The following is a 26856-nucleotide window of genomic DNA, read 5'->3' as shown; positions in this document are numbered from 1 at the left end:
GTCTTTCCTTTGGATCCTTGGGTGAGGTCAGTCGATAAGTCCGAACAGCCGCGGCAGGAAGAGCGACAGGTCGGGGATGAAGGTCACGGCCGCGAGCATGATGAAAAGCCCGGCAAGCGGCAGCATCAGCCGGCGCGCGACCGACATGACCGGCCGGCCCGCGACGCTGGAGGCCACGAAGAGCGATACGCCGTAGGGCGGCGTCACGGTGCCGATGGCGCAGTTGAGGATCACCAGCAGCGAGAAGTGCACCGGCTCCACCCCCATCTGCAGCGCGATCGGCGCGAGCATGGGCACGATGATGAGGATCGCCGCGATGGTCTCGAGGAACATGCCCACGAAGAGGAAGAGCAGGTTCGCGATCAGCAGGAAGACGACCTGCGAGCTGGAGACGCTGGTGATCCATTCGCCGAGGATCCGCGGCACGTTGGCGTTGGCGATGAGCCAGGAGAAGACGCTGGCGGTGCCGATGATGAGCATGACCGCCGCCGAGAGCGAGGCGGTGCGCAGGATCAGGTCGGGCAGCCGGCGGATGTCGAGGTCGCGGTAGACGAAGAGCCCCACGAGCAGGCCGTAGAAGCCCGAGACCGCCGCCGCCTCGGTGGGCGTGAAGACGCCGCCGAGGATGCCGCCGAGGATCAGCACCGGCATGCCCGCGGCGGGCAGCGCGGCGCGGCCGGTGCGGGCCACGCGGGCCATGGTGAAGGGCTCGGTCTCGCGGTAGACGGCGCCGCCCTTGCGGGCCTGGAAGTAGGCCACGACCATGAGCATCATGATGCACATCAGGCCCGGCAGCACCCCCGAGATGAAGAGCGCGCCGATCGAGACGTTCGAGACGATGGCGAGGATCACCATGGTCAGGCTGGGCGGGATCACCTGCGCGATGGAGCCCGCGCAGGCGATGAGCGCCGCGCCGAAGTCCACGTCGTAGCCCCGGCGGCGCAGCTGCGGCTGCATGATCGCCGAGATCGCGGCGGTGTCGGCCGAGCCCGAGCCCGAGATCGCGGCGAGGCCCGCGGCCGCCACGCAGGAGACCTGGTAGAGGCTGCCGACCATCCAGCCGATCACCGCCGAGGCGAACTCGACGATCCGGCGCGAGATGCCGCCGGCGTCCATGACGACGCCCGCGAAGACGAAGAAGGGGATCGCCATGAGGGTGAAGGAATTGAGCCCGGCGAAGACCCTCTGGCTGACGATGGCGACCGGCACGTCGGTCGTGGTCACCAGCGCGATGACCGCGGAGGCGCCGAGGACGAAGACCACCGGCACGCCGAGGACCAGCAGGAGGACGAAGGCGGATGCGATGACGAGCATGTCAGATGGCCTCTTCGGTGTCTTCGGCCTGCGGCGGCGGGAAGGGATCGTCCCAGCGCTGGAGCACCGACAGGAGCAGTTCGAGCACCATGTATCCGGCGCCCACGGGCAGGCAGAGGTAGATGTATTTCATCGGCACGCGCATCGCGGGCGAGGTCTGGAATTCGCCCATGCGCAGCAGCGGCTGGCTGCCCCAGGCGAGCACGCCGAGAAAGGCGATGCAGACCGCCGCGATGGCCACCAGCGCGACGCGGGCGGCGGGGCGCGGCAGCGAGGCGGGCACCATGTCGATGGCGACATGCTGGCCGCGCGCGACGGCGACGCCTGCGCCCAGCAGCACCAGCCAGACCTGGCAGAAGGTCGCGATCTCGGCGGCCTGGGCGATGGAGTAGTTGAAGACGTAGCGTCCGCCCACCTGCACCAGCACGGCGATCATCATCACCGAGAAGAGCAGGATCACCACGCCCGAGACGACGCGGCGCAGGGCAAGGCAGAGACGTTCGAGAAGACGGGCCATGCGCGCTTTCCTTCGGGAAACAGGGGGCCCGGCCGCGGTGGGCGCGGCCGGGCGGGATCAGGCCGCCGGCCCGATCACTCGACGGATTTCAGAAGCTCGAAGATCTGCTTCTGGGCGTCGGTTTCGAGATACTTCTGCTGGACGGCCTCGGCCGCCTCGCGGAAGGGCGCATCGTCGGGGCGGGTCATCGTGACACCCACTTCCTCGAGGTCCTCGAAGCGCGCGTTGTCGCTGTCGAGGTAGGCCTTGCGCTGGATCTTGCCCGCTTCCATGCCGGCCTCGTCCACGGCGGCCTGCACGTCCTCGGGGAGCGCCTCGTAGGCGGCCTTGCCCATGATGACGGGGGCCACGAGCTCGAGCCAGCCGATCACGGCCCAGTCGGGCGCGACCTCGTAGAACTTCTGCGAGTAGAAGTTGGTGTTGGCCGCCTCGGCGCCGTCGACCACGCCGGTCTCGAGCGCGCCGTAGAGCTCGGTGTAGGCCAGCGGCGTCGGGTTCGCGCCGAAGGCGGCGAAGGTGTCGACGTGGGCCGGGTTCTGCATGGTGCGGATCTTGAGGCCCGCCATGTCCTCCATCGTCTCGATGGGGGTCTTGGTCATGATGTGGCGGGTGCCGGCCGAGAAGATCGACAGCAGGTGGAAGCCCTGCGCGTCGAGCGCCGACTGGATGGCATCGATCACCTCGGGATCGCTGAGGGCGCGGTCCATCTGCTCGGCGTCCTCGAAGAGGAAGGGCAGCGAGAAGACCGACAGGTCCGGCACGAAGTTCGAGAGCGTCGAGTTCGCGGTCACGGCGATGTCGACGGTGCCGATCTGCGTGCCCTGGATGCTCTCCATCTCGTCGCCGAGGGTGGCGTTGTCGTAGACCTCGATGGTGGCTTCGCCGTCGGTCTTCTCCTCGAGGATCTCGGCCATCTTGCGCATGCCGACGCCGTAGGGCTCGTCGGCGTTGGCGTTGTGGCTGGCCTTGAGGGTGATGTCCTGCGCGAAGGCGGGGGCCGCCACGGCGGTGGCGCCCATGGCAAGGCAGAGGGCCAGGTTCGTGAGTTTCATGGTTGGTATCCTTTTCTCTCTCTGTTGGGGCGGATCGTTCGTCCCGGCGCGCGGCCGGGCTCAGGCCTCCGCCAGCAGCCCCAGATCGCCCAGGATGCGGTGCATCCCGGCGCGTTTGTCGTCCGGCAGGGGCAGCCGCGGCGGGCGCGGGTCGCCCGCCGGGCGGCCGACCATCGCCATCGCGGCCTTGGTGGCCGAGACGTAGAGATCGCCGGCCAGCGCGTTGATGAGCGGCAGGCTCCTGGCGTAAAGCTCGCGGCCCTCGGGGGAGCCGGCGACGGTGCGCTCGAAGCAGCGCGCCGAGAGCGCCGGCGCGATGTTGGCCATGACCGAGCTGTAGCCCTCGGCCCCGGCGAGGTAGCTTTCCCAGGGGTAGTAGCCCGCGAAGACCGTCATCCGGCCGTTGCAGGCCTCGAGCAGTTCGGTCACGCGGTGCACGTTCTTGGACGTGTCCTTGATGTAGGAAATGTTGTCGACCTCGGAGAGCCGCGCGACGAGCGGCGCGGTGAGGTCGACGTTGGCCGTGAAGGGGTTTGTTGTAGAGCATCACCGGGATGCCCAGCGCCTCGGCGATGCGGGTGAAGTGGACGACCAGCTCCTCGTCGGTGGGCGAGGAGTAGAAGGGCGGCACCAGCATCACGCCGTCGGCGCCCAGCGACTCGGCCTCGCGGCTGAGCGAGACGGCCTCGTCGGTCCACTCGGCGGCGGTGCCGATCACCACCGGCACGCGGCCGGCGGCCTGGTCGATGACGGTCTCGGCGACGGCGGCGCGTTCCTCGCGGGTCAGCGACAGGAACTCGCCGGTCGAGCCCAGCGGGACCAGCCCGTGCACGCCTTCCTCGATCTGCCAGTCGACGTAGGAGCGGAGCGTCCCGAGGTCGACGCGGCCCTCGGCGTCGAAGGGCGTCACGCAGACGGTGTAGCTGCCTCTGAAGGTCATGGCCTTCCTTTCCTTTCGGCGGTGCGCCGATCCAAAGTTCTTGCAGACACCCTTTATGTGATCAGATACTGAGTCAACACGGGCGCCCTGCCCGCCCCCTCCACTCCCCGATCAAAAGGAACCACGCGCATGCCCTTCATCGAAGTCACCGACCACGGTCCGAGCGAACAAATACGGGAGGTTGCGAGCCGCGACATGACCGATGGTCTCTGCCAGGCCTTCGACATCAAGCCGGAAATCGTCACCGTCTATTATAATTCAGTGGGTCACTATTCCTACGCACATGCAGGAAAATACGGCGAAAATGCCCAAACCTTGCGCATTTTCATAAAAATCCACGCCTTCCCGCGCGACGGCGCGGCCAAGGCCGCGGCGGCCCGGTCGATCACCGATGCGGTGTGCTCGGCCTATGGTAGCACCCCCAAGGACGTCATCGTCTATTTTTTCGACACCCTGCCCTCGGACGCCTTCCATGCCGGGCAGGCCGCGGGTTGACGCGGCGGTGCGCGCGGGCGTAGCAGTGTGATCAGATAATATCTCATATCCCCTGATGGAGATCACATTGGATCAGCTTTACACCGACGAGCAGAAGATGGTGCGCGACACGGCGCGCCGTCTCTCCGACGACGTGGTGGCGCCCGCCGCCGCCGCCATCGACCGCGACGACACCTTCCCGCGCGAGATCTACCTTGCCCTTGCCGAACAAGGGCTTTTCGGCGTCGCCCTGCCCGAAGAGGCGGGCGGCGTGGGCCTTGACGCCATGGCCGCCTGCATCGTCATGGAAGAGATCGCGCGCGGCTCGGGCGCGGTCGGCAACGCCTTTGCCATCCCGGTCGAGGCGGCGCTCTTCCTGCATCACCACGGCTCGGAACAGCACCACAAGCTGATTCCCGGCGTGCTGGACGGCAGCCTGATTCCCGCGACCGCGGTGACCGAGCCCGACTGCGGGTCGGACGTGGCGGCGATGAAGACCACCGCGCGACGCGACGGCGGCGACTACGTGATCAAGGGCACCAAGGCCTGGGTCACCTTCGGACAGGTCGCCGATGCCGTCATGGTCTTTGCCAAGACCGACCCCGAGGCCGGGCACAAGGGCATCTCGTGCATCCTGGTCGAGACCGACCGCCCCGGCGTGATCCGCGGCAAGTCCGAGGAGCTGCTGGGCATGCACGGGCTGGCCGAATGCATGATCAGCTTCGACGAGGTGCGCGTGCCGGTGGGCAACCTGATCGGCCCCGAGAACGGCGCCTTCCGCATGGCGATGGAGAACTTCAACTTCTCGCGCCTGATGATGTCGTCGATGGCGCTCGGCATGGCGCAGGCCGGGATGGAGGATGCCATCTCCTATGCCCATGACCGCAAGCAGTTCGGCAAGCCGATCTACGACTTCCAGGCGATCCAGTTCATGGTGGCCGACATGGCCAAGGACATCGCCGCCGCGCGGCTGCTGATCCACCACGCGGCGAAGCTCTACGACGCGGGGCACCCCATCGCGCTGGAGGCGGCGCAGGCCAAGCTCTTCACCACCGACATGGCGCAGGGGCACATCTCGAACGCGCTGCAGATCCACGGCGGCAACGGCTACTCGCGCGAGTATCGGGTCGAGCGGCTGTATCGTGACGTCCGGCTCTCGCAGATCTACGAGGGCACCAACCAGATCCAGCGCATGATCATCGCGCGCCAGATGCAGAAGTTGCACGCATGAACCTCTATTACGAAGACGTCGACGTCGGCGCCCGCTTCACCACGCCCACGCACGAGATCACGGCGCCCGACATCGCCGCCTTCTGCAAGCTGACCCGCGATTTCCACCCGCTGCACACCGACGAGGACTACGCCAAGGCGCAGGGCTTTCCCGGCATCATCGCGCACGGGCTCTTCGGGCTGTCGCTGATGGAGGGGCTCAAGACCGAGCTGCGGCTCTACGAGGAGACCTCGATCGCCTCGCTGGGCTGGGACAAGGTGCGCTTTGTCGGACCCATCGTCGCGGGGGCCGTGGTGCACGTGGAGATGGAGTTCACCGCCAAACGCGAGTCGCTGTCGCGGCCGGCGGGGATCATCACCGAGGCGGTGCGGCTCATGGACGAGGCCGGCACGCTGCTGATCGACTCCGAGCATATCTCCTTGATCCGAAAGGCGCCCTGACGGATGGTGCGCCGCATGACCGACGACCCGGATGCCGCGCAGAACTCGGTGGACCAGGCCACGCGCCTGATCCGCGAGGACATCCTTGCCGGGCATATCGCGCCCGGCGCGCGGCTGAAGACGGCGGAGCTGGCCAAGCGGCTGGGCTTCTCGACCATGCCGCTGCGCGAGGCGCTGCGGAAGCTCGAGGGCGAGGGACTGGTCGAGATCGAGCCCAACCGCGGCGCCACGGTGCGGCAGCTCGACCGATCCTACATCACCGACCTCTTCGAGCTGAACACCGAGCTGCGGATCTTTGCCGTGAAGCGCGGGATGACCAAGCTGACGCTGGAGCGCATCCGCGAGCTCGAGGCGCTGGCGGCGGAGTATCGCGGGCACATCGAGGCGGGCGAGGATATCGAGGCCATCGAGACCAACCGGCAGTTCAACGCCCGGCTGGTGGAGTTCGGTGGCAACCGCGAGGTGCTGCGCCTGTTCCAGCGCGGCTGGGACACGATATTCGCCTTCCGGCGGGGCTTTGGCTACGGCACCGGGCGGCGGCGCGTCATGGCCGAGGAGATGACCCTTCTGGTCGACGCGCTGCGGCGGCAGGATGCCTCGGCCGCCGAGGCGATCCTGCGGATGCAGAACGCCGCGATGATGGAAGACCTCGTGTCGCGGATCGCGCCGGAGGGCTGAGCCCCCGGCGCCCGTTCGCGTGGTTCAGCCGAAGGCGCGGCTGGTGCCGCGTTCGAGGTAGACCCCCTGCCCCGGCGCGCCGGTGATCTCGCCCTCGGCAAAGATCGTGCGGCCGCGCAGGATGGTGCGCACCGGCCAGCCGGTGATCGCCATGCCCTCGTAGGGGGTGTAGTCGCAGTCGTGGTGATGCAGCTCCTGCGACATGGTCACCTCGCGCGTCGCGTCCCAGACGGTGAGGTCGGCGTCGGCGCCCACGGCGATGGTGCCCTTGCGCGGATACATCCCGAAGAGCTTGGCCGGGTTCGTCGCGGTCAGCTCCACGAAGCGTTCCAGGGTGATGCGCCCCTTCGAGACGCCCTCGGAGAAGAGGATCGGCATGCGCGCCTCGATGCCGGGAATGCCGTTGGGCACCCAGCGGAAGGAGGTGCGGGCGCCCTCGACGTCCTTGCCGTGGCTGTCCTCGAAGCGGAAGGGACAGTGGTCGGACGAGAAGATGTCGAAGGTGCCGTCGCGCAGCCCCTCCCAGATCGCCGCCTGGCTGTCGAGATCGCGCGGCGGGGGCGAGCAGACGTATTTCGCCCCGTCGAAGTCCATGTTCAGGCCCTTGAGGTCATCGGCGGTGAGCGCGATGTACTGCGGGCAGGTCTCGGCCCAGACGTTCATGCCGCGCCGGCGGGCCCATTGGATCTGCTCCATCGGGTCGCGGCCCGAGACGTGCACGATGCAGATCGGCACGTCGGTCAGCTCGGCATGGCTGATGGCGCGGTGGGTCGCCTCGCGCTCGACGCTCTGGGGGCGGCTTTCGGCGTGGTAGTAGGGCGCGGTCTTGCCGGCCTCTTCCAGCCGGCGGGCCATGTAGCGGATGGCGTCGTAGCCCTCGGCATGGACCATGACCATCGCCTTTTCCCGCCGCGCCACGTCGAAGACGTCGATCAGCTGGGCGTCGTTGAGGACCATGTCGTCGTAGGTCATGAAGACCTTGAACGAGGTGTAGCCGTCGCGCACCAGCGCGGGCAGCTCCTGCCCCAGCACCTGCGGCGTGGGGTCGGTGATGATGATGTGGAACGAGGTGTCGGTGTAGCACTTGCCCTCGGCCGCCGCGTGGTAGGCCTGCACGGCATCGCGCAGCGACTGGCCCTTCTTCTGCAGCGCGAAGGGCAGCACCGTGGTGTTGCCGCCCGCCGCCGCCGAGCGCGTCCCGCTCTCGAAGCCGTCCGCCATGACCACGTCGCCGCCCTGCGGCTGCTCGAGGTGCACATGCGCGTCGATGCCGCCCGGAAGCACCAGCAGGCCCGCCGCGTCGATCTCTTCCGTGGCGGGACCGACGTCCTCGGCGATGGAGACGATGCGGCCGTCACGGATGCCGATGTCCGCGCGGTAGCGGTCGGCGGCGGTGACGATCTCGGCGTTGCGGATGGCGGTGTCGAGCATGTGGGGTGTCTTTCAAATTCTGGTCGTCAGGTGGCCCGCGGCGCCAAGGGTCAGAAACGCCGCGGGCCGGTCGCTCACTCGGTCAGGGCCTCGTAGAGGGCCTTTTGACCTTCGGTGGTGAGCTGGGTCTCGTAAAGGGGCCGCGAGGCCTCGATGAAGGGTTCGGTGTCCGGGCGGGTGATGGTGACGCCCATTTCCTCGAAGCTGTCGAGCAGCGGCTGTTCCTGGTCGACGACATACTGGCGCTGCCAGCTCGCGGCTTCCTGCCCGGCCTCGAGCAGCGCGGTCTGGATCTCTTCGGGGAGCGCGTCGAAGGCGGCCTTCTGCATGGAGACCGGCGCGGTCATGTTGAGCCAGCCGACCAGCGCGAAGGAGGGCGCGACCTCGTAGAACTTCATGCCGTCATAGCCGGTCGAGGCACCCTCGGCCCCGTCGACGACGCCGGACTGCAGCGCGCCGTAGAGCTCGGAGTAGGACATCGGCGTCGGGTTGGCGCCGTAGGCGCGGAAGGCCTCGACGTGCACCGGGTTCTGCATGGTGCGGATCTTCATGCCCTCGAGGTCCTCGATGCTCTCGATCGGCTCCGAGGTCATCATGTGGCGGATGCCCGAGGAGAAGACGCCCAGCAGCTCGAAGCCGGCCTCGTTGGCCGATGCCTGCATCATGTCGAAGTTGGCGTCGACCTTTTCGCCCAGCGCGGGGATCGAGGGGAAGAGGAAGGGCATGTCGAAGACGAGGAAGTCCTCGACGTAGTTCGACAGCATCGAGTTGGAGGTCATCGCAACGTCGAGCGAGCCCAGCATGACGCTTTCGATGATCTGCGCCTCGTCGCCCAGCTGGCCGCCGGGGAAGATCTCGATGGTGGCGGCGCCGTCGGTCTTTTCCTCGAGCAGGGTCTTCATCTTCTGAAGGCCCATGTCCTGCACTTCGTCGGCGGCGTTGGTGTGGGCGACCTGGAAGGTGTAGTCGGCGGCGAAGGCCGGGGCGGCGACCAGCGCGGCGGCCACGGCCATGGAGGTGAGGGTTCTGTTGGACATGAGTTTTTTCTCTTTCGTTGGGGTTGGTTGGAGGAGGATGCGGAGCCTTCAGTCCATCAGCACCGAGGGCAGCCACAGGGAGATTGCCGGCACGAAGGTCACCAGCATGAGCGCAATGAGCATGCAGCCGAAGGGCAGCCAGACCTTGCGCGAGACCTGCTCGATCCGCCGTCCGGCCACCGTCGAGGCGACGTAGAGGCAGATGCCGTAGGGCGGCGTGATGAGCCCGATCGAGAGGTTCAGGGCGGTGATGACGCCGAACTGCACCGGGTCGATGTCGTAGCTCTGCGCCAGCGGCAGCAGGATCGGCAGCAGGATCAGGATGGCCGAGATGCTTTCCATGAACATGCCGACGACGAGCAGCAGCACGTTCACGATCAGCAGGAAGGTCACCGGGTTGTCGGTGAGCCCGGTCAGCCAGTCGCGCAGCATGCCCGGGAAGCCCTGCGTGGCGATGATCCAGGTGAAGACCGAGGCCGTCGAGATGATGACCAGCACCGTGGCCGAGAGGCTGACCGCGCGCAGCATGATCGCGGGCAGATCGCGCAGCTTGATCTCGCGGTAGACGAAGAAGGTCACGATCAGCGTGGTGAAGAGCGCCATGCAGGCGGCCTCGGTCGCGGTGAAGATGCCGCCGGTGATGCCGCCGATGATGACCACGGGCACCAGCAGGCCGGGCGCCGCGTCGAGGAAGCCGTCGCGCAGGCGGGAGAAGGTGAAGGCCTCGCGGTCGCGGTAGGCTTCGCCGCCGCGGCGGGCGTAGATCCAGCAGCCCAGCATGAGGCCGCTCATGACCAGCAGGCCGGGCACCATGCCGCCGAGGAACATCGCGCCGATGGACTGGTTCGCGGTGATGGCGACGACGATCATGACGATGGAGGGCGGGATGATCGAGGCGAGCGAGCCCGAGGCCGCGATCACCGCCGCCGCGAGGTCGATGTCGTAGCGCCGGCGCTTCATCTCGGGCGTCATGACGGCGCTGATCGCCGCCGTGTCGGCCGAGCCCGAGCCCGAGATCGCCGCGAGGCCGGTGCCGGTGACCACCGAGACGAGGTAGAGGCTGCCGGTGATCCAGCCCACGAGCGCCGTGGCCAGGTTGACGAAGCGCCGGGCGATGCCGCCGGCCTCCATCAGCAGGCCGGAGGCGACGAAGAAGGGGATCGCCATGAGCGTGAAGCTGTTGATGCCGCCGTAGACCCGCTGCGCCACGATGGAGATCGGGGCCGTGGTGGTCATCTCGATCGCGACCAGCGCGGCGATGCCCAGCGCGAGAACGATCGGGATGCCCGAGACGAGGAGAAGAAGGAAACCGCCTGCTGCCCAGATCATGCCGCGGCCTCGCCGGTGTCGGAGGGACCCTCGGGGCGCAGGATGCGCGGAAGGCTGGAGATCGCGAATTCGAGCAGGAAGTAGCCGAAGCCCACGGGCAGCGCCATGTAGGGGATCGCCATGGGGATGCGCAGCGCGGGCGATTTGACGACGAGGCCGATGCCGACCATCGACAGCGAGCCCACCACGACGACGCCCAGGAACCAGGCGCCGAGGGCGAAGGAGGCGGCCGAGCAGGCCTGCTGCACCGGGCGCGGCGCCTTGCGGATCAGCACGTCGACGCCGACGTGCTGGTTGTAGCGCATGGCGATCCCCGCGCCGAGCAGCGTGAGCCAGACCTGCGCGAAGGTGGCGGTCTCCTCGCTCCAGGCGATGGAATAATTGAAGACGTAGCGGCCCGTGACCTGCGCCAGGATGGCGACGGCCATGTAGGCCAGCAGCATCAGCGCGATGGCATCGACCAGCCGCCGCAGCGCCCAGAGCCCCTTGGACAGGACCTTGAAATACTTGTTGTTTTCCCACGCACCGCGAGCGGCGGGACGTGTCGTGCGATCCGGCATCGGCGCACCTCCTTGCTGTTTGGCACGGGCGGGTGGCGGCCACGCCGCGGTCGCTCCGCGCCTGTCGGGATCAGGTTATCGGCAACGCTGTGGGGATGAAGGACGCAGACTATAAGAAGACTGATACCAAGTATTTATTCCCCACTTTTGACGAATATTTCCGGAAAAAGTGCACTAGCCTCAAGGCAGACCCCCGAGCGCAACGACCGCAAAGTGAGCACACCTTGGTGAACCGATCAAAAACTGAGCATAGCACGAACACGCCCCCGCGTCTGTGGGGCCTTGCATTCTGCCTTCTGGGCCGCGCCGAGGCGATTTTGCTGGCGCGCGGGGCGGGATTCGATTTCGCCGTGATCGACATGGAGCACGGCCCGCTGGGCATCGGGGAGCTCGGCCAGGCGGCCGCCGCGGGCATCGCCGCCGGGATGCCGGTCTGGGGGCGGGTCACCGGGCCGCACTCGGACGACGTGGCGCGGGTGCTGGACTGCGGCGCCTCGGCCGTGGTGGTGCCGCACGTCGACAGCGCCCAGGACGCGGCGCAGGTGGCGCGGCGCTGCCGCTTCGCGCCGCGCGGGGCGCGCGCCCTGCCCGGCCCCCTGCCCGCGCTGGACTACGCGCTGCTGCCGGCCTCGGAACTGACCGAGCGGGCCGAGCGCGGCACCAGGGTCGTCGCCATGATCGAGAGCGCCGCCGCGCTGGAGGCGGTCGAGGGCATCGCCGCGACCGAGGGGATCGACATGCTGATGATCGGCTCGAACGACCTGGCCGACGGGCTGGGCCTGCGCGGGCAGCTCGATCACCCGCGGGTGCGCGAGGCTTTCGAGACCATCGCGGCGGCCGCGCAGCGCCACGGCTGCGGCTTCGGCGTGATGGGCCTGCCGCCGCAGCTGGTGCAGAGCCATGGGCTTGCGCTGGGAGCGGAGGTGATCGTCGCCACGAACGAGACGAACCTCGTGATCGAGGGGGGTGCGGCGCTGCTCGAGCGGCTGCGCGCCACGGAGGCGGAGGTCACTCCGGCCCGCCGCCCTTCTGGGTCGCGGCCCTGACCTCGGCGATGCGCAGCGCGGCGCGCTCGGCGAAAGCGTCGATGAAGCGCCGCGTCTGGCGCGAGGTCGCCTTGGCGCGCGAGGTGGCCGCGGAGAGCGAGAAGCGCAGCTCCGGCGCGTAGGGACGCACCACGAGGCCGGGGCGCAGCGCGGTGAAGGCCGAGAGCTCGTCGACCAGCGTGACGCCCCAGCCGTCGCGCACAATGCGCGCGGCGGCGTTCATGAAGCGGGTCTCGACGCTGGGGCGGTAGTCGTAGCCCGAGGCGCTGAAGCTCTCGGCGATGATAAGCCCGATGCGGTTGGCGACCTGCGGACCGACGATCTGCCGCGCGTCGAGATCGCGCGGCGTGACCTGGTCGAGTTGCGCGAGCGGGTCGTCGGCGGAGCAGAGGCAGACGGCGCGCAGCTCGTCCATGACCTCGTATTCCAGCGCCTGCCGCTCGTAGCCGGCGATGATGAAGGCCACGTCGGCGAGCCCGTTCTCGACGACCTGCAGGACGCTGTCGAGCGGACGGGTCTCGAGCGAGATCTGGATCTCGGGGTACTCGGTGGCGTAGTCCGCGATGACGCGGGGCAGCACGGCCTCGGACAGCTCGGCCGTCGAGGCGATGCGGATGCGGCCGATCCGGCCCATGCGCAGGTCGGCCGCGCGCTGGTTCACCGCGTCGCGCAGCAGGAAGAGCGGCTCGGACTCCTCCAGGAGGATCAGCGCCTCCTCGGTGGGCGTGAGGCGGTTGCTGACCCGCTCGAAGAGCGGGAAGCCCAGCACGCTCTCGATGTGGCGGATGGTGTTCGAGATCGAGGGCTGCGACATCCCCAGCCGTTCCGCCGCGCCGACGGTGGTGCGGTACTGCACCACGGCGCGGAGGATTTCGAGCTGCCTGAGGTTGAGCATGTCGCGGCCCCGGTCCCGGTTGGCGGGCGCGCTCAACTCCGCGTCAGCCGGATGCGGCGGAAGTTGCGGATCTTGTCCGTGAACGGCCCGAAGCCCTTGATAGCATTGAACTCCGGCGTTTCATAGGCTTCCGGTCCGGTGATCGTGTAGATCGCGACGTGGCGCGGGCCGCCCTCGATGCATTTCTCGCGCCGGGCGTCGAGCCAGCCGGGACAGGCGAGGATGTCCGGCAGGTGGCGGGTCTCGTACCACTCGTCGAAGGCCGCCTCGTGCTCGGGGTCGATGTCCACGAAGACGATGTGCGTCTGGGTCATGCGGAAAGCTCCAGGCAGGGGCGCAGCGCGGCCATGATGCGCTCGAGTTCGTCCTGCGCGATGCGCGGGGTGGGCGCGCGGCAGGCGGGGCTGTCTATGCGGCCCAGCGCGGCGAGGCAGGCCTTGAGGCGTGCCGCGGCGAGGTGCCCGGGCGCGGCGTAGACCAGCCGCGCGAGGTCGAAGAGCGCCTCGTGGATCGCCAGCGCCTGCGGGTGTTCCTGGTTCAGGACGTGGGTGTCGAGGGCCGAGATCAGCTCGGGCACCAGCGCGGCGAGGCTGACGGCGCTGCCGTCGCTGCCGAGCACGAAGCAGGTGTAGAGATGTTCGTCGCCCGAGGCCATGACCGCCACGTCGGGACGTTGCGCGCGGGCGATGCGGCGGGTCGTCTCGTAGGATTTGACCTCCCACGAGCCTTCCTTGATGCCGGCGACGGTCTCGATTTCCAGCAGCTGCTTCAGCACGTCGGGCTTGTAGGCAAGACCCGCGCCCGCCGAGCCCTGGAAGAGGTAGACCGGGGCGCCGGCGGCCTCGGCCACGCCGCGGTGGTGCGCGACGATGGCGCGCGGATCGGGGCCCATGGACCACGAGGCGGGGGCGAAGACCATCACCGCGTCGGCGCCGCCCTGCACCGCCGCCTTGGCGTCGGCGGCGGCCTGGGCGGTGGCCTCGGCGCTGACGGCGGCGATGATGCGCCGCGTGCCCGCGACCTGGCGGGCGATGCGCACGACCTCGACCTGTTCGTCGCGGGACATGAAGATGCCCTCGCCCGCGTGGCCGTTGAGCAGCAGCCCCGCCTGGCCGGGGTCGGCCAGCACGGCGGCGAGGTGACGCTCGAGCCCGGCGTGGTCGAGCGCGCCCTGTTCGGTCATGGGCGTGATCGTGGCGGCGTAGAGCCCGCCGTGCGCCGCGCGCGGGGTCATTTCAGCATCCCGGCGGCGATCAGCGCGCGGCGCACGCCCTCGACCACCTCGTTCGACTGCGGCAGCAGCGGCAGGCGCGGCGCCGAGTTCTCGATCACGCCGAGCATCTGCAGGCCGTCCTTCATGCGGGTGTGCATGTCGATCACCGGCGCGGGGCCGTAGATCGCGCGGATCACCGGGTAGAGCCGGTCGTTGGCCTCGCGCATGGCGGCGAGGTCCATCGCCTCGGAAGCCTCCCAGAGGTCCTTGAGCAGCCCCGGCGTGAGCGAGGCGAGGCCCGACAGGATCCCGTCGCCGCCCAGCGCCACCTGGGCGAAGAACCAGTGGAAGTTCGAGGGCAGGATCGCCGTGTCCGGCGCGGCGGCCTTCACCGCGCGGCGGTTCTCGTCGTAGGCGAGCAGCGTGGCGCTGCCCTCCTTGAGCGCGATGACCTCGGGGATCTGCGCGACCTTGGCCATGACCTCGGTCGAGAGGCCGAAGCCCGAGGCGATGGGGAACTGGAAGTGCGACAGCGGCATCTGCAGCTCGCGCGCGAGCCGTTCGTACATCCGGACCGCCGCGTCGGTATTGGCGTTGCCGCCGCCCAGCGCCTCGGGCGGGAAGATCACGGCGACGTCGGCGCCGGCCTCGCGGGCGGCCTCGGCCTGGCGCAGGGCGTCGGGGATGCCGGTGGGCACCACGCCCGCCAGCAGCGGCTGATCCTTGTGGATCTGGGCGCGGGTGCGCTTGATGACCTCGAGCTTCTCGGCGTCGGTGAGCGCCGTGGCCTCGCCCGCGTGGCCGTTGACGAAGACGCAGTCGGTGGTCGCGGGGTCCGCGCTGTGGTCGAGGACGGCGGCGTAGCCGTCCCAGTCGATGGCGCCATCGGCGTCGAAGGGGAGGCACGGTGGCGACGGTGATGCCGCGCAGGTCCTGTCCGGTGAGGCTCATGTCGTGACCTTCTTCTTTCTGGGGAATTTCAGGGTGGCGTCGGCCTTGAGCACCTCGACGCCCTCTTCGTTGACCGCGCTGGCCTGCCAGTCGACGGTGCGGTTCTCTTCGTCCTTGGCCGAGATCCAGATCTCGAAGGTGATCGTGTCGCCGTAGCGCACGGCCCCGGTGAACCAGAAGCTGTCGCGGATCGACACGCCCAGCGTGCCCACCAGCTCGGCGGTGAGGACCGAGGTGCAGATGCCGGCCACGAGGATGCCCGGCGCGAGGCGGGTCTCGAAGCGGGTGCCCGAGGCGAAATCCTCGTCGACGTGGACGGGGCCGAAGTCGCCGGTGGCGGCGATGTACATGGCGCCGTCGGCCTCGGTCACGGTCTTGGAGACGGAGACCCGGTCGCCGACGTTCAGCTCGTCGATCTGGCGGATGTCATACATCGGCGGCCTCGTCCGTTCCGGCGCGGACCGGCACGAGACGCGCCTCGCCCTCGGCCACCTGCTCGTCGCAGATGCGGCCCGTCAGCAGGCAGGTGAGCGAGCCGTTGGTGCGGCCCACGGTGGCGGTCGCCTCGAAGGTCTCGCCCAGCGTGATCGCGCGGGCGAAGCGGAAGGAAATCGCCTCGATCCGCATCGTGGGCCCGGCGAGGCGCGAGAGCGCGGTGGTGAAGAGCGCGCCGGCGGCGAGCTCGAAGACCGCCATGTCGGACAGGCCCTGCGCGCGCGCCTGCGCGCGGTCGACGTAGAGCCCGCCGAGGTTGCCCGAGATCCCGGTGAAGAAGCCCTGCTCGGCCACGCTCATGGTCTTGCGGAAGGTGATGGACTGGCCCGGCTCGAGGTGGGCGGGGGCGTGGGGTTCGGTCGTCATGGGCGGATCGCTGTCCTGTGGCTGGTCGCGGGGGCTGGTGGTGGGGGCGAGCCCCCACGCCCCCCGCGTATTTGCGGAAAGATGAAAGGGGCCGTCAGAGGGTGAGCCCGCGCTTGATCACCGAGCGGGCGATCAGCATGCGGTGCACCTCGGAGGTGCCGTCGTAGATGCGTGTGACGCGGGCATCGCGGTAGATGCGTTCCAGCGGCAGCTCCTTGGTGAAGCCGTAGCCGCCGAAGACCTGGATGCCGCGGTCGGCCACGCGGCCCAGCATTTCCGAGGCCTGCACCTTGACCATCGAGACCTTGTCCCGCGGATCAAGGCCCTGGTCGACCTCCCAGGCGGTGTTGAGCACCATCATGCGCGTGGCGAAGATCTCCATCGCGCTGTCGGCGATCATCTGCTGCACCATCTGGAAGTCGCCGATGGGCTGGCCGAACTGCTTCCGGGTGGCGGCGTGTTCGCGCATCATCTCGAGCACGCGCGAGGCCATACCGACAGCGCGGGCGCCGATGTGGCCGAGGCGGATGCCGCCGACATTGGCCATCATCACGCGGAAGCCCTGCCCGACCTCGCCCAGGACCTTGTCCTTGGGGATGCGCACGTCGTCGAAGTTGAGCTCGGCGTGGCCGTAGCCGCGGTGGCCCATCATCTTCTGGTTCCGCGCGACGGTGAAGCCGGGGGTGTCCTTGTCGACGATCAGCAGCGTGATGCCGCCGCGGGCGCGCTTCTCGGCGTCGGTCAGGGCCATGACGATGACGTAGTCGGCGATGTCGCCGTCCGAGATGAAGTGCTTGGTGCCGTTCAGCACCCATTCGTCGCCGTCGAGATAGGCGTTGGTCTTGATCGCCGCCGCGTCCGAGCCGGCGCCCGGCTCGGTGATGGCCATGGCGCAGATCTTGTCGCCCTTGACGGTGGGATAGAGATATTCGTCGCGCAGCGGGCCCTCGAACTGCTCGAGCATCGGGTAGACCTGCCCGAAGATGCGCCGGATCAGCGCGTCGGAGGTCTGGCCGAGCTGTTCCTCGACGAGGCACATGTCGAGCACGCCGAGACCGCCGCCGCCGACCTCTTCGCTCATGTTGAGCGCGTAGAAGCCCAGCGCCTGCGCCTCGGCCTTGACCGCCGCGAGCTTCTCGGGCGGGACCGCGGCGGCCTCCTCGGTTTCCATCTCGAGCGGCTGGACCTTTTCGCGCACGAAGCGGCCCACCGCCTCGGTCACCATCTTCATCTCGTCGGAGGTCGTGAAATCCATGTGCCTGTCGTCCTTTCCGCGGCTCAGCCGCGCATCCTGTCGGTCTGCACGACGGTCCCGGCCGCCAGCAGCGTGTCGATCTCGTCGTCGGCAAAGCCCGCCTCGGCGAGCACCTCGCGGGTCTGGCCGCCCAGCGGCTGCGGGGTCAGCCGCACCTCGGGCGCCACGCCGTCGTAGCGCACCGGGTGCGAGAGCATGACCATGGGCGAGCCTCCCTGCGTCTTCGCCTCGGTGAAGGCCTGCAGGTGCCGGACCTGCGGGTTCGCGGGCAGCGCGTCGTAGTCCTGCACGACCTCGTGCCAGACGCCCTGCGCCGCCAGCTTCTCGAGCGCCTGGTCGGTCGAGAGCGCGGCCATCCCCTCGCCCACCTTGCGCGAGACCTCGCTCCGGCGGTCGAAGCCGTCCTTCTCGGAGAACTCGAGGAACTCGGGCAGGTCGAGCGCGCGGGCGAGATCGGCCGGCTTGGACATCGAGATCATGACGAAGCCGTCGGTGGTGGCGTAGATGCCGTAGGGCGCGGGGCTGAACCAGTTGGCCATGCCGTCGCTGCCGCGGGGGCCGTCGTGCTCGGCGCCGTTCATCCAGGCGGTGATCGACTCGCCCTGCAGGTCCATCGCGGCCTGCAGCATGTTCACCTCGACCCGGCGGGCCTTGCCGGTGCGCTGGCGCTCGAAGAGCGCGGCGACGATGCCGGTCACGGTCAGCGCCGCGGCGTGGTGGTCGATCGGGACCGAGCCCACGGCGACGGGGCCGTGCTCCATGCTGCCGGTGTGGGCGGCGAGGCCCGACATGGCCTGCAGCAGGATGTCCTGCCCCGGACGCTTGGCATAGGGGCCGTCGGCGCCAAAGCCGGTGGTGGTGGCGTAGATGATGGCGGGGTTGACCCGGCGCATTTCCTCTTCCGAGAGGCCCAGCTTGTCGAGCGTGCCGGGGCGGAAGTTCTCCATCACCACGTCGGCGTTGGCGATCAGGCGCTTGACCGCGGCGATGCCCTCGGGGGCCTTGAGGTCCACGGCGATGGAGCGCTTGTTGCGCCCGGTCGTCATGTGGTTGACCGAGGTGTCGTCCACGAAGCGGTTGCCCACCGCCCAGTTGCGCTGGAAGGCGCCGGTGAGCGGTTCGACCGCGATCACGTCGGCCCCGAGGTCGCCGAGGTGCTGCGCCGCCGCGGGCCCGGAGAGGAAGTGATTGAAGCTCAGAACCCTGATGCCGTCGAGCGCGCCCATGATCGTCTCCTTGCTGTGCTGCAGCGAGAGTAGACGCGGGGCGCGCGGGTGGGAATATAGGCCACTATGCTAATACGCCCGCCGAGAATTCGGAAATGATATAGATGCGGGCCGCGGGCCAATCGGCGGGCGGGGCACGGCAGACTTGTATTCCGAGCTGTATACAGGCAAGAGTTGCTGCATGCCGCGCGGACTGCCCGGTCGCGACCGGGGCGCGCGCTTTGCCAGTTTCACCTCAGCAAGGGACACCGCCATGACCACGCCCGCACAGGCCCCGATGACCGAGGCGCTTGCCGATTTCGTCGCCTCGTTCCGCCCCGAGAGCCTTCCCGAGGCGGTGCGGGAGACCACGCGGCGGCTGGTGACCGACGGCACCGCGGCGCTGGTCTCGGCCGGGAACCCGGCCTTCTCGACCGGGCGGATCATCTCGGAGTTCGTGCGCGACCAGGGCGGCGAAGCGGTCTGCTCGGTGGTCGGACAGGGCTTTCGCACCTCGGTCGTGCAGGCGGTGCTGGCCAACGGCACGATGGGCTATGCCAGCGACGTCGAGCCCCACCACCCGGAGGGCATCCTGCACCCTGTCGCCGTGATGATCCCGGTGGCGCTGGCGCTCTGCGAGGCCGAGGGGCGCAGCGGGCGCGACATGATCGCCGCCGTGGCGCTTGGGCTCGAGGTGGAATACCGCCTGTCGGTCGCGCTGGGGCCCTCGGAGCAGTACGCGCTGGGGTTCCACCCCTCGGCGGTCTGCGGGGCCTTCGGCGCGGCGGCGGCGGCCAGCTTCCTGCTGGGGCTGGACCGGGCGCGTGTGGTGCGGGCCTTCGGGCTGGCCGCCTGCCAGGCCTCGGGGCTGATGGCCTGGGAGAGCGATCCGACCGAGAACGCCCGTCCCTTCCAGATGGGCATGGCCGCGCGCAACGGCGTGACCGCCGCGATGCTGGCCGGGCGCGGCTTCGGCGGGCCGACGGAGGTCTTCGACCACGGCCACACGGTCTTTCACGCCTTCAGCCGCAGCCCCGCGCCCGAGAAGCTGGTCGCCGATCTGGGCACCGCCTGGGACGGGGTGATGGAAATGGCGATCAAGCCCTATTCCTGCGTCGCCTTCCTGCACCCGGCGCTGGACGCGCTCTTCGACATCGTGGCCGAGACCGACCTGCGCCCCGCGCAGGTCGAGCGCATCGTGATGCGCTTTCCCCGCGACGGCATCCACTGCATCGACGACAACCCGCTCAAGAGCCACTGCGCGCAATACGTGCTGCCGGTCGCGTTGACCAACCGGCGGCTGCGGATCGCCGACATCTTCTTCGACCGGCGCGAGGAGGACGCGGAGCTGCGCGACCTCTGCGGCCGGGTGAGCGTGACCAGCGATCCCGAGCTCGATCCGCTGTTCCCCGACTTCTATGCAACGAAGCTCGAGATCACGACGCGCGACGGGCAGGTGCACAGCCGCCGGATGGACATTGCGCGCGGCTACCCCGAGGCGCCGATGACGCCCGAGGAGCTGAGCGCGAAGTTCGGCGATCTCGCCGGCGCGGTGCTGCCGGCGGCTGAGGTCGCGGGTCTCGAGGCGGCGGCGCAGGGCCTCTGGGAGGCGCCCGACGTCAGCGACTACGCCGCGCGCGTCGGCGCCCGGTTCGAGACCCAGTGAGGGCGCGCGGGCCGGTCAGGCGACCGGCCGCGCCCGGATCCTCAGGAAGTAGATGAAGACGCCGGTGAGCGCGTAGAGCGCCAGCGAGATCGGGCTCTCGAAGAAGACCGTCGGGTCGCCGTTCGCGGTGATGAGCGCCCGGCGCATGTAGAGCTCCATGTAGGGGCCCAGGATGATCCCCATGAGCATCGGCACCAGCGGGTAGCCCAGCAGCCGCAGCCCGAAGGCGATGCCGCCGATGGCGAAGGCCACCCACATCTGGAAGACCGAGTAGGTCGAGGCATAGGTGCCGACCATGGCGATCATGGCGATGAAGGCATAGAGCACGCCCCGGTTCAGCCGCGCGAGCCAGATGTACCAGGGCCCGAAGAGGATCACCGACAGGAACACGAAGGTCGCCGCCACCAGCAGCGCCGCGAACATTGGCGCGATGGTCGCCATCTCGTTGGTCAGCAGGCCCGGCCCCGGCACCAGACCGTGGATGAGCAGCACGCCGAAGATGATCGCGGTCACGCTGTCGCCGGGGATGCCCAGCGTCAGCAGCGGCACCACCGCCCCGCCGCACATGGCGTTGTTGGCGGATTCAGCGGCCGCGAGCCCCTCGTGGCTGCCGTCGCCGTATTCCTGCGGCTTCTTCGAGACGCGCTTGGCCTCGGCATAGGCCACGAAGGAGGCCATCGAGGCGCCGCCGCCCGGCAGCATCCCCACGAGCACGCCGATGACCGAGCTCTTGACGTAGGTCCAGAAGCCGATCTCGCGGATCTCGGACCAGCGCGGGACGAAGTCGCGGCGGGTGACCTTGAACTCGGGCACGTCGAGCGCGCCGCGCGGCGGCGAGCCGGCCTGCACCAGAAGCTCGCAGACCGCGAAGAGGCCGATGACGGCGGGCAGCAGCTGCACGCCCTCGATCAGGTCGGCGCTGCCGAAGACGAAGCGCGCCTTGGCGACCATGTTGTCGAAGCCCACGGTCGAGACCATGAGCCCCAGCGTCACGGCGATGATGCTCTTCCAGATCGAGCCGCGCGCGACGATGGCCACGGTGACCACGGCGAGAAACACCAGCGCGAACTTGTCCGGCGTCTGGAAGAGCAGCGCGAGCCGGCTCATGGGCACGGCCACGAACATCAGCACCAGCGCGCCGACGACCCCGCCGATCGACGAGGCCAGCGCGTCGAGCCCCAGCGCCTTGGCGCCGTGGCCGCGCTTCATCATGACGTGGCCTTCCATCGTCGTGATCGCGCCCGAGGCCGCGCCGGGGATGTTGACGATGATGCCGGTGACCGAGCCCGCGTAGATGCCCGACATGAAGATCGCCATGACCATGACCAGCGCGTTGGTCAGCTCCATCGCGAAGGTGAAGGGCAGCAGCAGCGCGATGGCCAGCGTGGCGGTCAGGCCGGGGATGGCGCCGAAGACCAGCCCCATGACGAAGCCGCCGACGAGGTAGAGAAAGGTCTCGGGGTTGGCGAGCGCGGCGAAGCCGCCGAAGAGGTCGCCCAGCATCTCAGAAATTCCCTTCCGGCAGGAACAGCTCGAAGAGCGTGACGAAGAAGAGCCAGCCCGCCCCGGTGATCCCGGCGGCGATGATCGCGCCCGTCAGCGTGGCCTTGAGCGCGCCCGCGCGCTCCTGCTCGAAGAGCCAGGCCACCGCGAAGGTGTAGAGCGCCGTGGCGACCCAGTAGCCCAGCGGCTCGAAGGCCCAGGCAAAGCCCGCGGTCAGCGCGATCAGCACGACGGTGCGCCAAGTGACGCGCGCGCCCTCGGTGTCCTCGCCCGGCACGGGGCGGCCCGACAGCTCCTGCACCAGCACGGCAAAGGCAGCGAGGCCCAGCACGGCGGCGAGGATCCAGGGGAAGAAGGCCGGGCCGGGCTCGCCGGTGGCGAAGGGGCGCGGCAGGTCGAAGGACTGGTAGAGATACCAGCCGTCGAAGACGATCAGCGCGAGCGCGAATAAGGCCTGTCGGGTCATCGTGAGAGGCATCGTGCGAAGGGGTCCCTTGGGGCGCAGAGGCCCGGCCGCGACGGGCGCGGCCGGGCCGGATCATCGGGTCCGCGAGAGCGGCGTCACTTGGTGATGACGCCCTCTTCCTCGAGCTTGGAAAGCATCGAGATCGCGCGCTCCTGCGTCTTGTCGACGTAGGCCTGCGTTTCCTCGGCGCCCATCCAGAAGGCGTTCATGCCCTGCTTGTCGGCGATCTCCTGGAACTCGGGGTCGTCGAAGGCGGCCTTGAAGCCCTCGGTCAGCGTCGCCTTGATCTCGTCCGAGGTCTCGGCGGGGACCGCCAGCACGCGCATGCCGCCCCAGACCACGTCGTAGCCCAGTTCGGTGAAGGTCGGCGTGTCGGGCAGGTTCACGTCGCGCTCGCTGGACATCACGGCGAGGATGTTGACGTCGCCCGCCTCGTGCGCCGAGGCCACGGTGGCATAGCTGACGCTGGCCGCCTCGTTCTCGCCCGAGAGCAGCGCCTCGCGCTGTTCGGCCGAGCCGTTCGGGAAGGGCACGTGGTTCAGCTCGACGTCCAGCGCGTCGGCCATGTCGAGCGCGTGCAGGTGCCAGATGCCGGCGATGCCCGAGTTCGAGATCGCGATCTCGCCCGGGGCCTCGTTGGCCGCGGCGATGAAGTCGTCGAGCGTTTCCCAGCCGGTGTCGGCGTTGACCGCGAGCACGGTGGGATAGAGCGTGACCGTGGCGAGGTAGCTCAGCGCGCCGGTGTCGTAGCCGGGCACGAGATCGAAGTAGGGCACGGTGATCATGCTGTCCCAGGTCAGCGAGCCGATGGTGTAGCCGTCGGGCCGCGCCTTCATCAGCCGCAGCGTGCCCACGCCCGACTGCGCGCCGGTGACATTCTGGGTGCGGATGCCCACGCCCAGCGGCTCCTCGGCGTATTGCAGGAAGGTGCGCATCACCGTGTCGGTGCCGCCGCCCGCGCTCCAGGGCATGATGTGGGTGATGTCCTTGGTGGGATAGTCCTGCGCGGCCGCGCCGAAGGCGGCGGTCGCGGCCAGCGTGGCGCCGGCGAGGATGCTGCGTAGTCCGGTCCGGATCGTCATGGGGAAGAACCTCTCCTGTTGCAATGGCGGTCTCTTGACCTGTCTTGTTGGCGCGGGGCCGGATTCCCGTCCGTGAGTGGCGGCCCCTCGCAAGTTGTATACAAAGTGTTATACAATGGATTTCGGATTGCAACGGTTTTCCCGCGTCTCCTGCGCGCGGCCTTGGGGTGATGAAGAAATGAGCATATCGAACGCCAACAGTCCCGCGCCCGGCGGGGTCTGCCTGGATCACACCGGGCATTTCGTGCCCGACCCCGAGGCGGCGCGCGCGGCGCTGACGGGCATGGGCTTCACGGTGACGCCCTTCTCGGCGCAAGTCGTGCCCGACCCCGAGGGCGGCGCGCCGAAGCTGACCGGCACCGGAAACGTCTGCGTGATGCTGCCCGAGGGGTATCTCGAGTTCCTCGTGCACACCGCCGACACGCCCATCGGGCTGGAGTTCCGCGCCGCGCTCGACCGGCGTGCGGGGCTGCATCTCGCGGCCTTCGGCGTGGCCGACGCCGAGGCGCGGCACGCCGAGCTGGCGGAGGCGGGGTTCGACATGCGCCCGCTGGTGCATTTCTCGCGCGAGGTCGAGACCGAGGGCGGCAGCGCCACGGCGGCCTTCACGGTGGCGCGGCTTCAGGCCGGGGCGATGCCCGAGGGGCGCGTGCAGATCCTGACGCATCACGCCCCCGAGGCCATGTGGCAGCCGCGCTGGACGGCGCACGAGAACGCCGCGCGGGCGCTGCGGGCGGTGGTGGTCTCGGCGCCCGATCCGGCCGAGGCGGCGGACCGCTTCGCGCGCTTCCTGGGGCGCCCGGCCGAGCCGTTCGGACCGGGCTTCCGGGTGCCGCTCGACCAGGGCGCGGTCGAGGTGCTGCCCGAGCCGGAGGCCGAGGCGCTGGCCGGCGTCGCGGTCGAGCCCGGGCGGCCCTGCTTCGTCGCGCTGCGCATCGGGGTGGCCGACCCGGCGGCGCTGGCGGCGCGGCTTGGGGCCGAGAGCGTCGGCGAGGCCTGGCGCCTGCCCTTCGACCCGGCACTGGGACGCGGCGCCTGGCTGTTCGAGGCTTGAGCCGAGGGCCGGCACTACCCGTTCGAGTTCTGCGCCACGCAGGCCGCATCGCCGTCCACCCGCAGGATCTCGCCGTCGCGTATGGCGTCCCAGAAGCCTGCGTCGGACGGCATCACCACCGGCACCTCGGAGAGGATCGCCCCCTGCACCACGGAGGGATCGGGAAGCGTGCGCAGCACCAAGGCCGCCGGGTGCGTGCCGTGCACCTTCAGCTGGTAGAGAAACCGCCAGGCCCCGGCAGAGCCGCGCGTTTCGGGCAGCACCAGCACCCGGCCCGCGACCACGCGGCCGGCAAGATCGCTCGACGCGCCCACGACGCGGCCGGTGCGGATGTCGAGATCGCCAAGGAACGACAGTGCGGTGCCCGAGACCATGGCCGGCCCCTCGGCCAGGCCGCGGACCAGCGCCCGCGCGCTCCAGCGGCTGCCCTCAGTCATTGCGGCGCGGCCGGGGATGGAAGCGCCCGGTGCAGGCCGACTCGACCGCAAGCTCGCTTGTGGTCAGCAACGTCGGGCACTGGATCATGTCGCGGACGTAATGCGCCTGCTTGGCGGAATCGACGAGGATCGTGCGGATCTTCGGCGGCTCGACCCCGAGCGCCGGGTCGGGCGAGCAGGTGCAGGCGAAATGGCACGAAATCGGGCAGGTGTCCGAAACCACCTTCGCCCCCGCCGCCAGCATGGGCGCGAGCAGCCCGGCCTCGCGCGCCATCTGGCGCACGACGCGGTTGGTGGTGATCCAGACCTCGACACCATCGGCCACGCGGCGGCCCTCGAGCAGGCGGGCGTAGTGCTTCATCTCCTCGAAGGAGGCATGCGGGCAGCCCAGGTGCACCAGGTCGAAGCCGGTCTCGTCGCCGGTGCTGAACTCGCCGAAGATGCCGGCGAGCGCGCCCTCGTCCACCTCGGCCTCTGGCAGGCCCGCGCCGTCGGCCTCGGGGCCGAAGGGCGGCGTGACGCCCGGGATCACGAACATCGCGACGCCGCCCGAGGTCGCCATGCCGACGCCCAGCGCGTCCAGCTCGTCGAGGTCGGGGCGCCGGTCCAGCCCCGCGATCAGCGGCACGCCGTTGGTGACGGCCCGCCCCACGGCATAGCCCAAAGCGGTGAAATCCGCCGTTCCGCGCGGGCGCGCGGTGACCTGCACGCGATGCGTCGGGCGGCGGTTCTCGTCGAGGTGCAGACCGAAGCGCGGGTAGCGCCCGGTGATCCCGGCATAGGTCGCGAAGAAGCCGTCGCGGTTCGACCGCGCGCCCAGCACCGAGTTGGCAAAGACCGTCACGCCGCTCTCGATCGAGGCGATGTGCATGTTCCAGGTCGGCCAGTGCCCCGCCCAGTAGGGCGTGCAGGTGAAGCTGGTCGCGCTGCCCATGGCGCGGTGGGCGGCCTCGGCGCGCTTCTGCAGCTTCCCGAGGCTGTCCGGCGCGCCGGTCGAGGCCCAGTCGCCCATGTCGGCATTCGCGATGTTGGTCGAGACCGGCACCGCCATGCGCGCGCCCTGCCCCGCGACGCTCTCGATCAGTTCGACGTCGCCCTTGTAGAGCGCCATGCCCGCGTGGACATGGGCATAGCCGATGTCGACCATGTCGGGCGCGTCGTAGGCCTCGGCCAGTTGCACGAGCGCGGCCATGGCCTGTCGTGCGGCTTCGCCCTCGGCGCCGTCCAGCAGGGCGCGGTCGCGCTCGCTCAGGTGCATGGTCAGCTGCCCACCTGCAGCCCGCCGTCGAGACGGCGCAGCGCGGCGAGGATGCTTTGCGAGACGATCCGGCTGGTGCGGTTGTTGCGCGGCGAGGGGAAGTTCTGCGAGTGCATCTCGAGCTGCACCGCGTCGGAGTCCACCGCGAGCGTGTGGCGCGCGCCGGGCAGCGTGCCGTCGGCGCGGATGCGCACCTCGGTCGCGTCCAGCCCGATCCCCGCCAGCCCCAGCGTCACCGCCACGTTGAAATGGCGCGGGAAATGCCGCGCGGCCTCGCGCGCGGAGCCCTCGAAGATCGGCACCGGCGTGGTGTCGGCGGGGCCGAGGTCGATGCCGTTGTCGTGGATGTAGGGCTCCTTGGCCAGCGAGGCGGGATGGATATGCGAGGTGAGCCGCACCGAGCGGATCTCGCCCTCGCGCGCGGCGCGCAGGATGTCGAGCCCGGGCAGCGTGCCGCCGGCGATCTGCAGCGTGGCGCCCGATTGCTCGGTGAGGTCGATCAGGTCGAGGTTCGCGCCCAGCGCGCCGACGCTGATGGCGATGACATGACCGCCCGCGCGCAGCGTGGGCTCGACCACGTCGCGGAAGCCCTCGTAGGTGGCGCATTCCACGAGCACCGCGTCGTGGTCCGGCGCCTCGGCCGCGTCGATCACCGGCACGTCGAGGCCCAGCTTCGCCGCCGCCTTGCGGGCCTTGTCGTGGTCGCGCGCCGCGATGGCCACGATCTCGATGCGGGTGTCGCCGGTCTCGGCCAGCCGCGCCGCGATCTGCTGGCCCACGTTGCCGAAGCCGCCCAGAACGATTGCCGTCATGCCCAAACCCCCTTGATGCCTTCTCTGTATTCGTATTTGTATACAAGTAACGGCGCAAGGGTGATCGCCTGCCGCGCTGCAGCCGCCGCGATGCAGCATCGCGTTGACGCGGAATCGCGCCACCGGGTAGGTTGCCGGATGTCTTGACC

General features: G+C 69.3%; 28 protein-coding genes and 2 pseudogenes. 7 read left to right on the top strand and 23 right to left on the bottom strand.

Going from position 1 to position 26856, the window contains the following annotated elements; genetic code table 11:
* Positions 1-27: 27 nt before the first annotated feature.
* The 5 genes and pseudogenes from SALMUC_RS03275 to SALMUC_RS31455 all read right to left on the bottom strand — a co-directional run.
* Complete coding sequence (locus tag SALMUC_RS03275; protein WP_020039599.1) at positions 28-1314, bottom strand: TRAP transporter large permease; 1287 nt, start codon at positions 1312-1314, stop codon at positions 28-30.
* A 1-nt stretch (position 1315) separates the two neighbouring features.
* Entirely contained in the window at positions 1316-1831 is a 516-nt protein-coding gene (locus tag SALMUC_RS03270) for a TRAP transporter small permease (protein ID WP_020039598.1), read from the bottom strand.
* Positions 1832-1905: 74 nt separating this feature from the next.
* Positions 1906-2883 carry a TRAP transporter substrate-binding protein gene (locus SALMUC_RS03265; protein WP_020039597.1) on the bottom strand — a complete coding sequence of 326 codons (978 nt, stop codon included), beginning with the start codon at positions 2881-2883 and terminating at the stop codon, positions 1906-1908.
* Positions 2884-2943: 60 nt separating this feature from the next.
* Positions 2944-3354 (bottom strand): annotated as a pseudogene (locus SALMUC_RS31460) (dihydrodipicolinate synthase family protein); the annotation flags it as partial.
* Positions 3355-3478: 124 nt separating this feature from the next.
* Positions 3479-3823 (bottom strand): annotated as a pseudogene (locus tag SALMUC_RS31455) (dihydrodipicolinate synthase family protein); the annotation flags it as partial.
* 129 nt (positions 3824-3952) lie between these two features.
* Here SALMUC_RS31455 and SALMUC_RS03255 point away from each other — a divergent pair.
* The 4 genes from SALMUC_RS03255 (at position 3953) to SALMUC_RS03240 (ending at position 6646) form a co-directional block, all read left to right on the top strand.
* On the top strand, positions 3953-4318 hold the full coding sequence (locus SALMUC_RS03255; RefSeq protein WP_020039595.1) for a tautomerase family protein: 366 nt from the start codon (positions 3953-3955) through the stop codon (positions 4316-4318).
* Positions 4319-4385: 67 nt separating this feature from the next.
* The gene (locus SALMUC_RS03250) at positions 4386-5528 is read left to right on the top strand and encodes an acyl-CoA dehydrogenase family protein (protein WP_020039594.1); all 1143 of its coding nucleotides are present in this window, start codon (positions 4386-4388) and stop codon (positions 5526-5528) included.
* Positions 5525-5968, top strand: a complete 444-nt coding sequence (locus SALMUC_RS03245; RefSeq protein WP_020039593.1) for a MaoC family dehydratase — start codon at positions 5525-5527, stop codon at positions 5966-5968. The genes SALMUC_RS03250 and SALMUC_RS03245 overlap by 4 nt, the downstream gene beginning before the upstream one ends.
* Before the next feature lie 15 nt (positions 5969-5983).
* Complete coding sequence (locus SALMUC_RS03240; protein WP_198014473.1) at positions 5984-6646, top strand: GntR family transcriptional regulator; 663 nt, start codon at positions 5984-5986, stop codon at positions 6644-6646.
* Positions 6647-6670: 24 nt separating this feature from the next.
* On the opposite strand, the gene hydA is transcribed toward SALMUC_RS03240, so the two are convergent.
* The 4 genes from hydA to SALMUC_RS03220 form a co-directional block, all read right to left on the bottom strand.
* Entirely contained in the window at positions 6671-8077 is a 1407-nt protein-coding gene (gene hydA, locus SALMUC_RS03235; RefSeq protein ID WP_020039591.1) for a dihydropyrimidinase, read from the bottom strand.
* 74 nt (positions 8078-8151) lie between these two features.
* Positions 8152-9114 (bottom strand): TRAP transporter substrate-binding protein, encoded by a 963-nt coding sequence (locus SALMUC_RS03230; protein ID WP_020039590.1) that lies wholly within the window; start codon positions 9112-9114, stop codon positions 8152-8154.
* Between the two features lie 48 nt (positions 9115-9162).
* The gene (locus SALMUC_RS03225) at positions 9163-10443 is read right to left on the bottom strand and encodes a TRAP transporter large permease (protein ID WP_020039589.1); all 1281 of its coding nucleotides are present in this window, start codon (positions 10441-10443) and stop codon (positions 9163-9165) included.
* Positions 10440-11003 (bottom strand): TRAP transporter small permease, encoded by a 564-nt coding sequence (locus SALMUC_RS03220; RefSeq protein ID WP_020039588.1) that lies wholly within the window; start codon positions 11001-11003, stop codon positions 10440-10442. The genes SALMUC_RS03225 and SALMUC_RS03220 overlap by 4 nt, the downstream gene beginning before the upstream one ends.
* 227 nt (positions 11004-11230) lie before the next feature.
* On the opposite strand from SALMUC_RS03220, the gene SALMUC_RS03215 reads away from it, so the two are divergent.
* Positions 11231-12049: an HpcH/HpaI aldolase family protein gene (locus SALMUC_RS03215; protein WP_245584653.1), complete on the top strand. Its 819-nt coding sequence runs from the start codon at positions 11231-11233 to the stop codon at positions 12047-12049.
* Here SALMUC_RS03215 and SALMUC_RS03210 read toward each other — a convergent pair.
* The 8 genes from SALMUC_RS03210 to SALMUC_RS03175 all read right to left on the bottom strand — a co-directional run bounded on the left by SALMUC_RS03210 (position 12012) and on the right by SALMUC_RS03175 (position 18450).
* Positions 12012-12944 carry a LysR family transcriptional regulator gene (locus SALMUC_RS03210; protein ID WP_021119767.1) on the bottom strand — a complete coding sequence of 311 codons (933 nt, stop codon included), beginning with the start codon at positions 12942-12944 and terminating at the stop codon, positions 12012-12014. The genes SALMUC_RS03215 and SALMUC_RS03210 overlap by 38 nt on opposite strands.
* Before the next feature lie 32 nt (positions 12945-12976).
* The gene (locus tag SALMUC_RS03205; RefSeq protein ID WP_020039585.1) at positions 12977-13258 is read right to left on the bottom strand and encodes an EthD domain-containing protein; all 282 of its coding nucleotides are present in this window, start codon (positions 13256-13258) and stop codon (positions 12977-12979) included.
* Positions 13255-14178, bottom strand: a complete 924-nt coding sequence (locus SALMUC_RS03200) for a dihydrodipicolinate synthase family protein (protein WP_020039584.1) — start codon at positions 14176-14178, stop codon at positions 13255-13257. The genes SALMUC_RS03205 and SALMUC_RS03200 overlap by 4 nt, the downstream gene beginning before the upstream one ends.
* Complete coding sequence (locus SALMUC_RS03195) at positions 14175-15035, bottom strand: dihydrodipicolinate synthase family protein (protein WP_084513876.1); 861 nt, start codon at positions 15033-15035, stop codon at positions 14175-14177. Before SALMUC_RS03195 ends, SALMUC_RS03200 begins: the two co-directional genes overlap by 4 nt.
* Positions 15036-15104: 69 nt before the next feature.
* Entirely contained in the window at positions 15105-15542 is a 438-nt protein-coding gene (locus SALMUC_RS03190; RefSeq protein ID WP_020039581.1) for a MaoC family dehydratase, read from the bottom strand.
* Entirely contained in the window at positions 15535-15969 is a 435-nt protein-coding gene (locus tag SALMUC_RS03185; protein ID WP_020039580.1) for a hotdog domain-containing protein, read from the bottom strand. Before SALMUC_RS03185 ends, SALMUC_RS03190 begins: the two co-directional genes overlap by 8 nt.
* A gap of 94 nt (positions 15970-16063) precedes the next feature.
* Positions 16064-17224: an acyl-CoA dehydrogenase family protein gene (locus tag SALMUC_RS03180; protein WP_020039579.1), complete on the bottom strand. Its 1161-nt coding sequence runs from the start codon at positions 17222-17224 to the stop codon at positions 16064-16066.
* A 23-nt stretch (positions 17225-17247) separates the two neighbouring features.
* Entirely contained in the window at positions 17248-18450 is a 1203-nt protein-coding gene (locus tag SALMUC_RS03175) for a CaiB/BaiF CoA transferase family protein (protein WP_020039578.1), read from the bottom strand.
* Between the two features lie 181 nt (positions 18451-18631).
* Between SALMUC_RS03175 and SALMUC_RS03170 the strand changes: the two genes are divergently transcribed.
* Entirely contained in the window at positions 18632-20095 is a 1464-nt protein-coding gene (locus SALMUC_RS03170) for an MmgE/PrpD family protein (protein WP_037370994.1), read from the top strand.
* A gap of 15 nt (positions 20096-20110) precedes the next feature.
* On the opposite strand, the gene SALMUC_RS03165 is transcribed toward SALMUC_RS03170, so the two are convergent.
* The 3 genes from SALMUC_RS03165 to SALMUC_RS03155 form a co-directional block, all read right to left on the bottom strand.
* The gene (locus SALMUC_RS03165) at positions 20111-21598 is read right to left on the bottom strand and encodes a tripartite tricarboxylate transporter permease (protein ID WP_020039576.1); all 1488 of its coding nucleotides are present in this window, start codon (positions 21596-21598) and stop codon (positions 20111-20113) included.
* Between the two features lies 1 nt (position 21599).
* Positions 21600-22064, bottom strand: a complete 465-nt coding sequence (locus tag SALMUC_RS27915; protein WP_084513906.1) for a tripartite tricarboxylate transporter TctB family protein — start codon at positions 22062-22064, stop codon at positions 21600-21602.
* Between the two features lie 95 nt (positions 22065-22159).
* Complete coding sequence (locus SALMUC_RS03155) at positions 22160-23146, bottom strand: tripartite tricarboxylate transporter substrate binding protein (RefSeq protein WP_020039574.1); 987 nt, start codon at positions 23144-23146, stop codon at positions 22160-22162.
* 178 nt (positions 23147-23324) lie between these two features.
* On the opposite strand from SALMUC_RS03155, the gene SALMUC_RS03150 reads away from it, so the two are divergent.
* On the top strand, positions 23325-24200 hold the full coding sequence (locus SALMUC_RS03150; RefSeq protein WP_020039573.1) for a VOC family protein: 876 nt from the start codon (positions 23325-23327) through the stop codon (positions 24198-24200).
* A 14-nt stretch (positions 24201-24214) separates the two neighbouring features.
* Here the strand turns inward: SALMUC_RS03150 and SALMUC_RS03145 are convergent, their stop codons facing one another.
* From SALMUC_RS03145 to SALMUC_RS03135, 3 genes are read right to left on the bottom strand one after another with little or no spacing between them, the layout of a single operon-like run.
* Positions 24215-24637, bottom strand: a complete 423-nt coding sequence (locus SALMUC_RS03145; RefSeq protein ID WP_020039572.1) for an aconitase X swivel domain-containing protein — start codon at positions 24635-24637, stop codon at positions 24215-24217.
* A complete protein-coding gene (locus SALMUC_RS03140; protein WP_020039571.1) occupies positions 24630-25895 on the bottom strand; it encodes an aconitase X catalytic domain-containing protein in 1266 nt (421 codons plus the stop codon). The genes SALMUC_RS03145 and SALMUC_RS03140 overlap by 8 nt, the downstream gene beginning before the upstream one ends.
* Positions 25896-25897: 2 nt before the next feature.
* Positions 25898-26707, bottom strand: a complete 810-nt coding sequence (locus SALMUC_RS03135) for an aspartate dehydrogenase domain-containing protein (protein WP_020039570.1) — start codon at positions 26705-26707, stop codon at positions 25898-25900.
* Between the last annotated feature and the right edge of the window lie 149 nt (positions 26708-26856).

Origin of the sequence: Salipiger mucosus DSM 16094 (genome assembly GCF_000442255.1) — a bacterium.
GTDB classification, from domain to species: domain Bacteria; phylum Pseudomonadota; class Alphaproteobacteria; order Rhodobacterales; family Rhodobacteraceae; genus Salipiger; species Salipiger mucosus.
The sequence above is the reverse complement of the archived record's forward strand: the minus strand, read 5'-3'. Positions and strand labels throughout refer to the sequence as shown.

Excerpts from the sequence above, each read along its gene's own strand:
- SALMUC_RS03275 (WP_020039599.1), bottom strand. The coding sequence starts at position 1,314 with ATGCTCGTCATCGCATCCGCCTTCGTCCTCCTGCTGGTCCTCGGCGTG.
- SALMUC_RS03270 (WP_020039598.1), bottom strand. The coding sequence starts at position 1,831 with ATGGCCCGTCTTCTCGAACGTCTCTGCCTTGCCCTGCGCCGCGTCGTC.
- SALMUC_RS03265 (WP_020039597.1), bottom strand. The coding sequence starts at position 2,883 with ATGAAACTCACGAACCTGGCCCTCTGCCTTGCCATGGGCGCCACCGCC.
- SALMUC_RS03255 (WP_020039595.1), top strand. The coding sequence starts at position 3,953 with ATGCCCTTCATCGAAGTCACCGACCACGGTCCGAGCGAACAAATACGG.
- SALMUC_RS03245 (WP_020039593.1), top strand. The coding sequence starts at position 5,525 with ATGAACCTCTATTACGAAGACGTCGACGTCGGCGCCCGCTTCACCACG.
- SALMUC_RS03240 (WP_198014473.1), top strand. The coding sequence starts at position 5,984 with ATGACCGACGACCCGGATGCCGCGCAGAACTCGGTGGACCAGGCCACG.
- hydA (WP_020039591.1), bottom strand. The coding sequence starts at position 8,077 with ATGCTCGACACCGCCATCCGCAACGCCGAGATCGTCACCGCCGCCGAC.
- SALMUC_RS03230 (WP_020039590.1), bottom strand. The coding sequence starts at position 9,114 with ATGTCCAACAGAACCCTCACCTCCATGGCCGTGGCCGCCGCGCTGGTC.
- SALMUC_RS03225 (WP_020039589.1), bottom strand. The coding sequence starts at position 10,443 with ATGATCTGGGCAGCAGGCGGTTTCCTTCTTCTCCTCGTCTCGGGCATC.
- SALMUC_RS03220 (WP_020039588.1), bottom strand. The coding sequence starts at position 11,003 with ATGCCGGATCGCACGACACGTCCCGCCGCTCGCGGTGCGTGGGAAAAC.
- SALMUC_RS03210 (WP_021119767.1), bottom strand. The coding sequence starts at position 12,944 with ATGCTCAACCTCAGGCAGCTCGAAATCCTCCGCGCCGTGGTGCAGTAC.
- SALMUC_RS03205 (WP_020039585.1), bottom strand. The coding sequence starts at position 13,258 with ATGACCCAGACGCACATCGTCTTCGTGGACATCGACCCCGAGCACGAG.
- SALMUC_RS03200 (WP_020039584.1), bottom strand. The coding sequence starts at position 14,178 with ATGACCCCGCGCGCGGCGCACGGCGGGCTCTACGCCGCCACGATCACG.
- SALMUC_RS03190 (WP_020039581.1), bottom strand. The coding sequence starts at position 15,542 with ATGTATGACATCCGCCAGATCGACGAGCTGAACGTCGGCGACCGGGTC.
- SALMUC_RS03185 (WP_020039580.1), bottom strand. The coding sequence starts at position 15,969 with ATGACGACCGAACCCCACGCCCCCGCCCACCTCGAGCCGGGCCAGTCC.
- SALMUC_RS03180 (WP_020039579.1), bottom strand. The coding sequence starts at position 17,224 with ATGGATTTCACGACCTCCGACGAGATGAAGATGGTGACCGAGGCGGTG.
- SALMUC_RS03175 (WP_020039578.1), bottom strand. The coding sequence starts at position 18,450 with ATGGGCGCGCTCGACGGCATCAGGGTTCTGAGCTTCAATCACTTCCTC.
- SALMUC_RS03170 (WP_037370994.1), top strand. The coding sequence starts at position 18,632 with ATGCCGCGCGGACTGCCCGGTCGCGACCGGGGCGCGCGCTTTGCCAGT.
- SALMUC_RS03165 (WP_020039576.1), bottom strand. The coding sequence starts at position 21,598 with ATGCTGGGCGACCTCTTCGGCGGCTTCGCCGCGCTCGCCAACCCCGAG.
- SALMUC_RS27915 (WP_084513906.1), bottom strand. The coding sequence starts at position 22,064 with ATGACCCGACAGGCCTTATTCGCGCTCGCGCTGATCGTCTTCGACGGC.
- SALMUC_RS03155 (WP_020039574.1), bottom strand. The coding sequence starts at position 23,146 with ATGACGATCCGGACCGGACTACGCAGCATCCTCGCCGGCGCCACGCTG.
- SALMUC_RS03150 (WP_020039573.1), top strand. The coding sequence starts at position 23,325 with ATGAGCATATCGAACGCCAACAGTCCCGCGCCCGGCGGGGTCTGCCTG.
- SALMUC_RS03145 (WP_020039572.1), bottom strand. The coding sequence starts at position 24,637 with ATGACTGAGGGCAGCCGCTGGAGCGCGCGGGCGCTGGTCCGCGGCCTG.
- SALMUC_RS03140 (WP_020039571.1), bottom strand. The coding sequence starts at position 25,895 with ATGCACCTGAGCGAGCGCGACCGCGCCCTGCTGGACGGCGCCGAGGGC.
- SALMUC_RS03135 (WP_020039570.1), bottom strand. The coding sequence starts at position 26,707 with ATGACGGCAATCGTTCTGGGCGGCTTCGGCAACGTGGGCCAGCAGATC.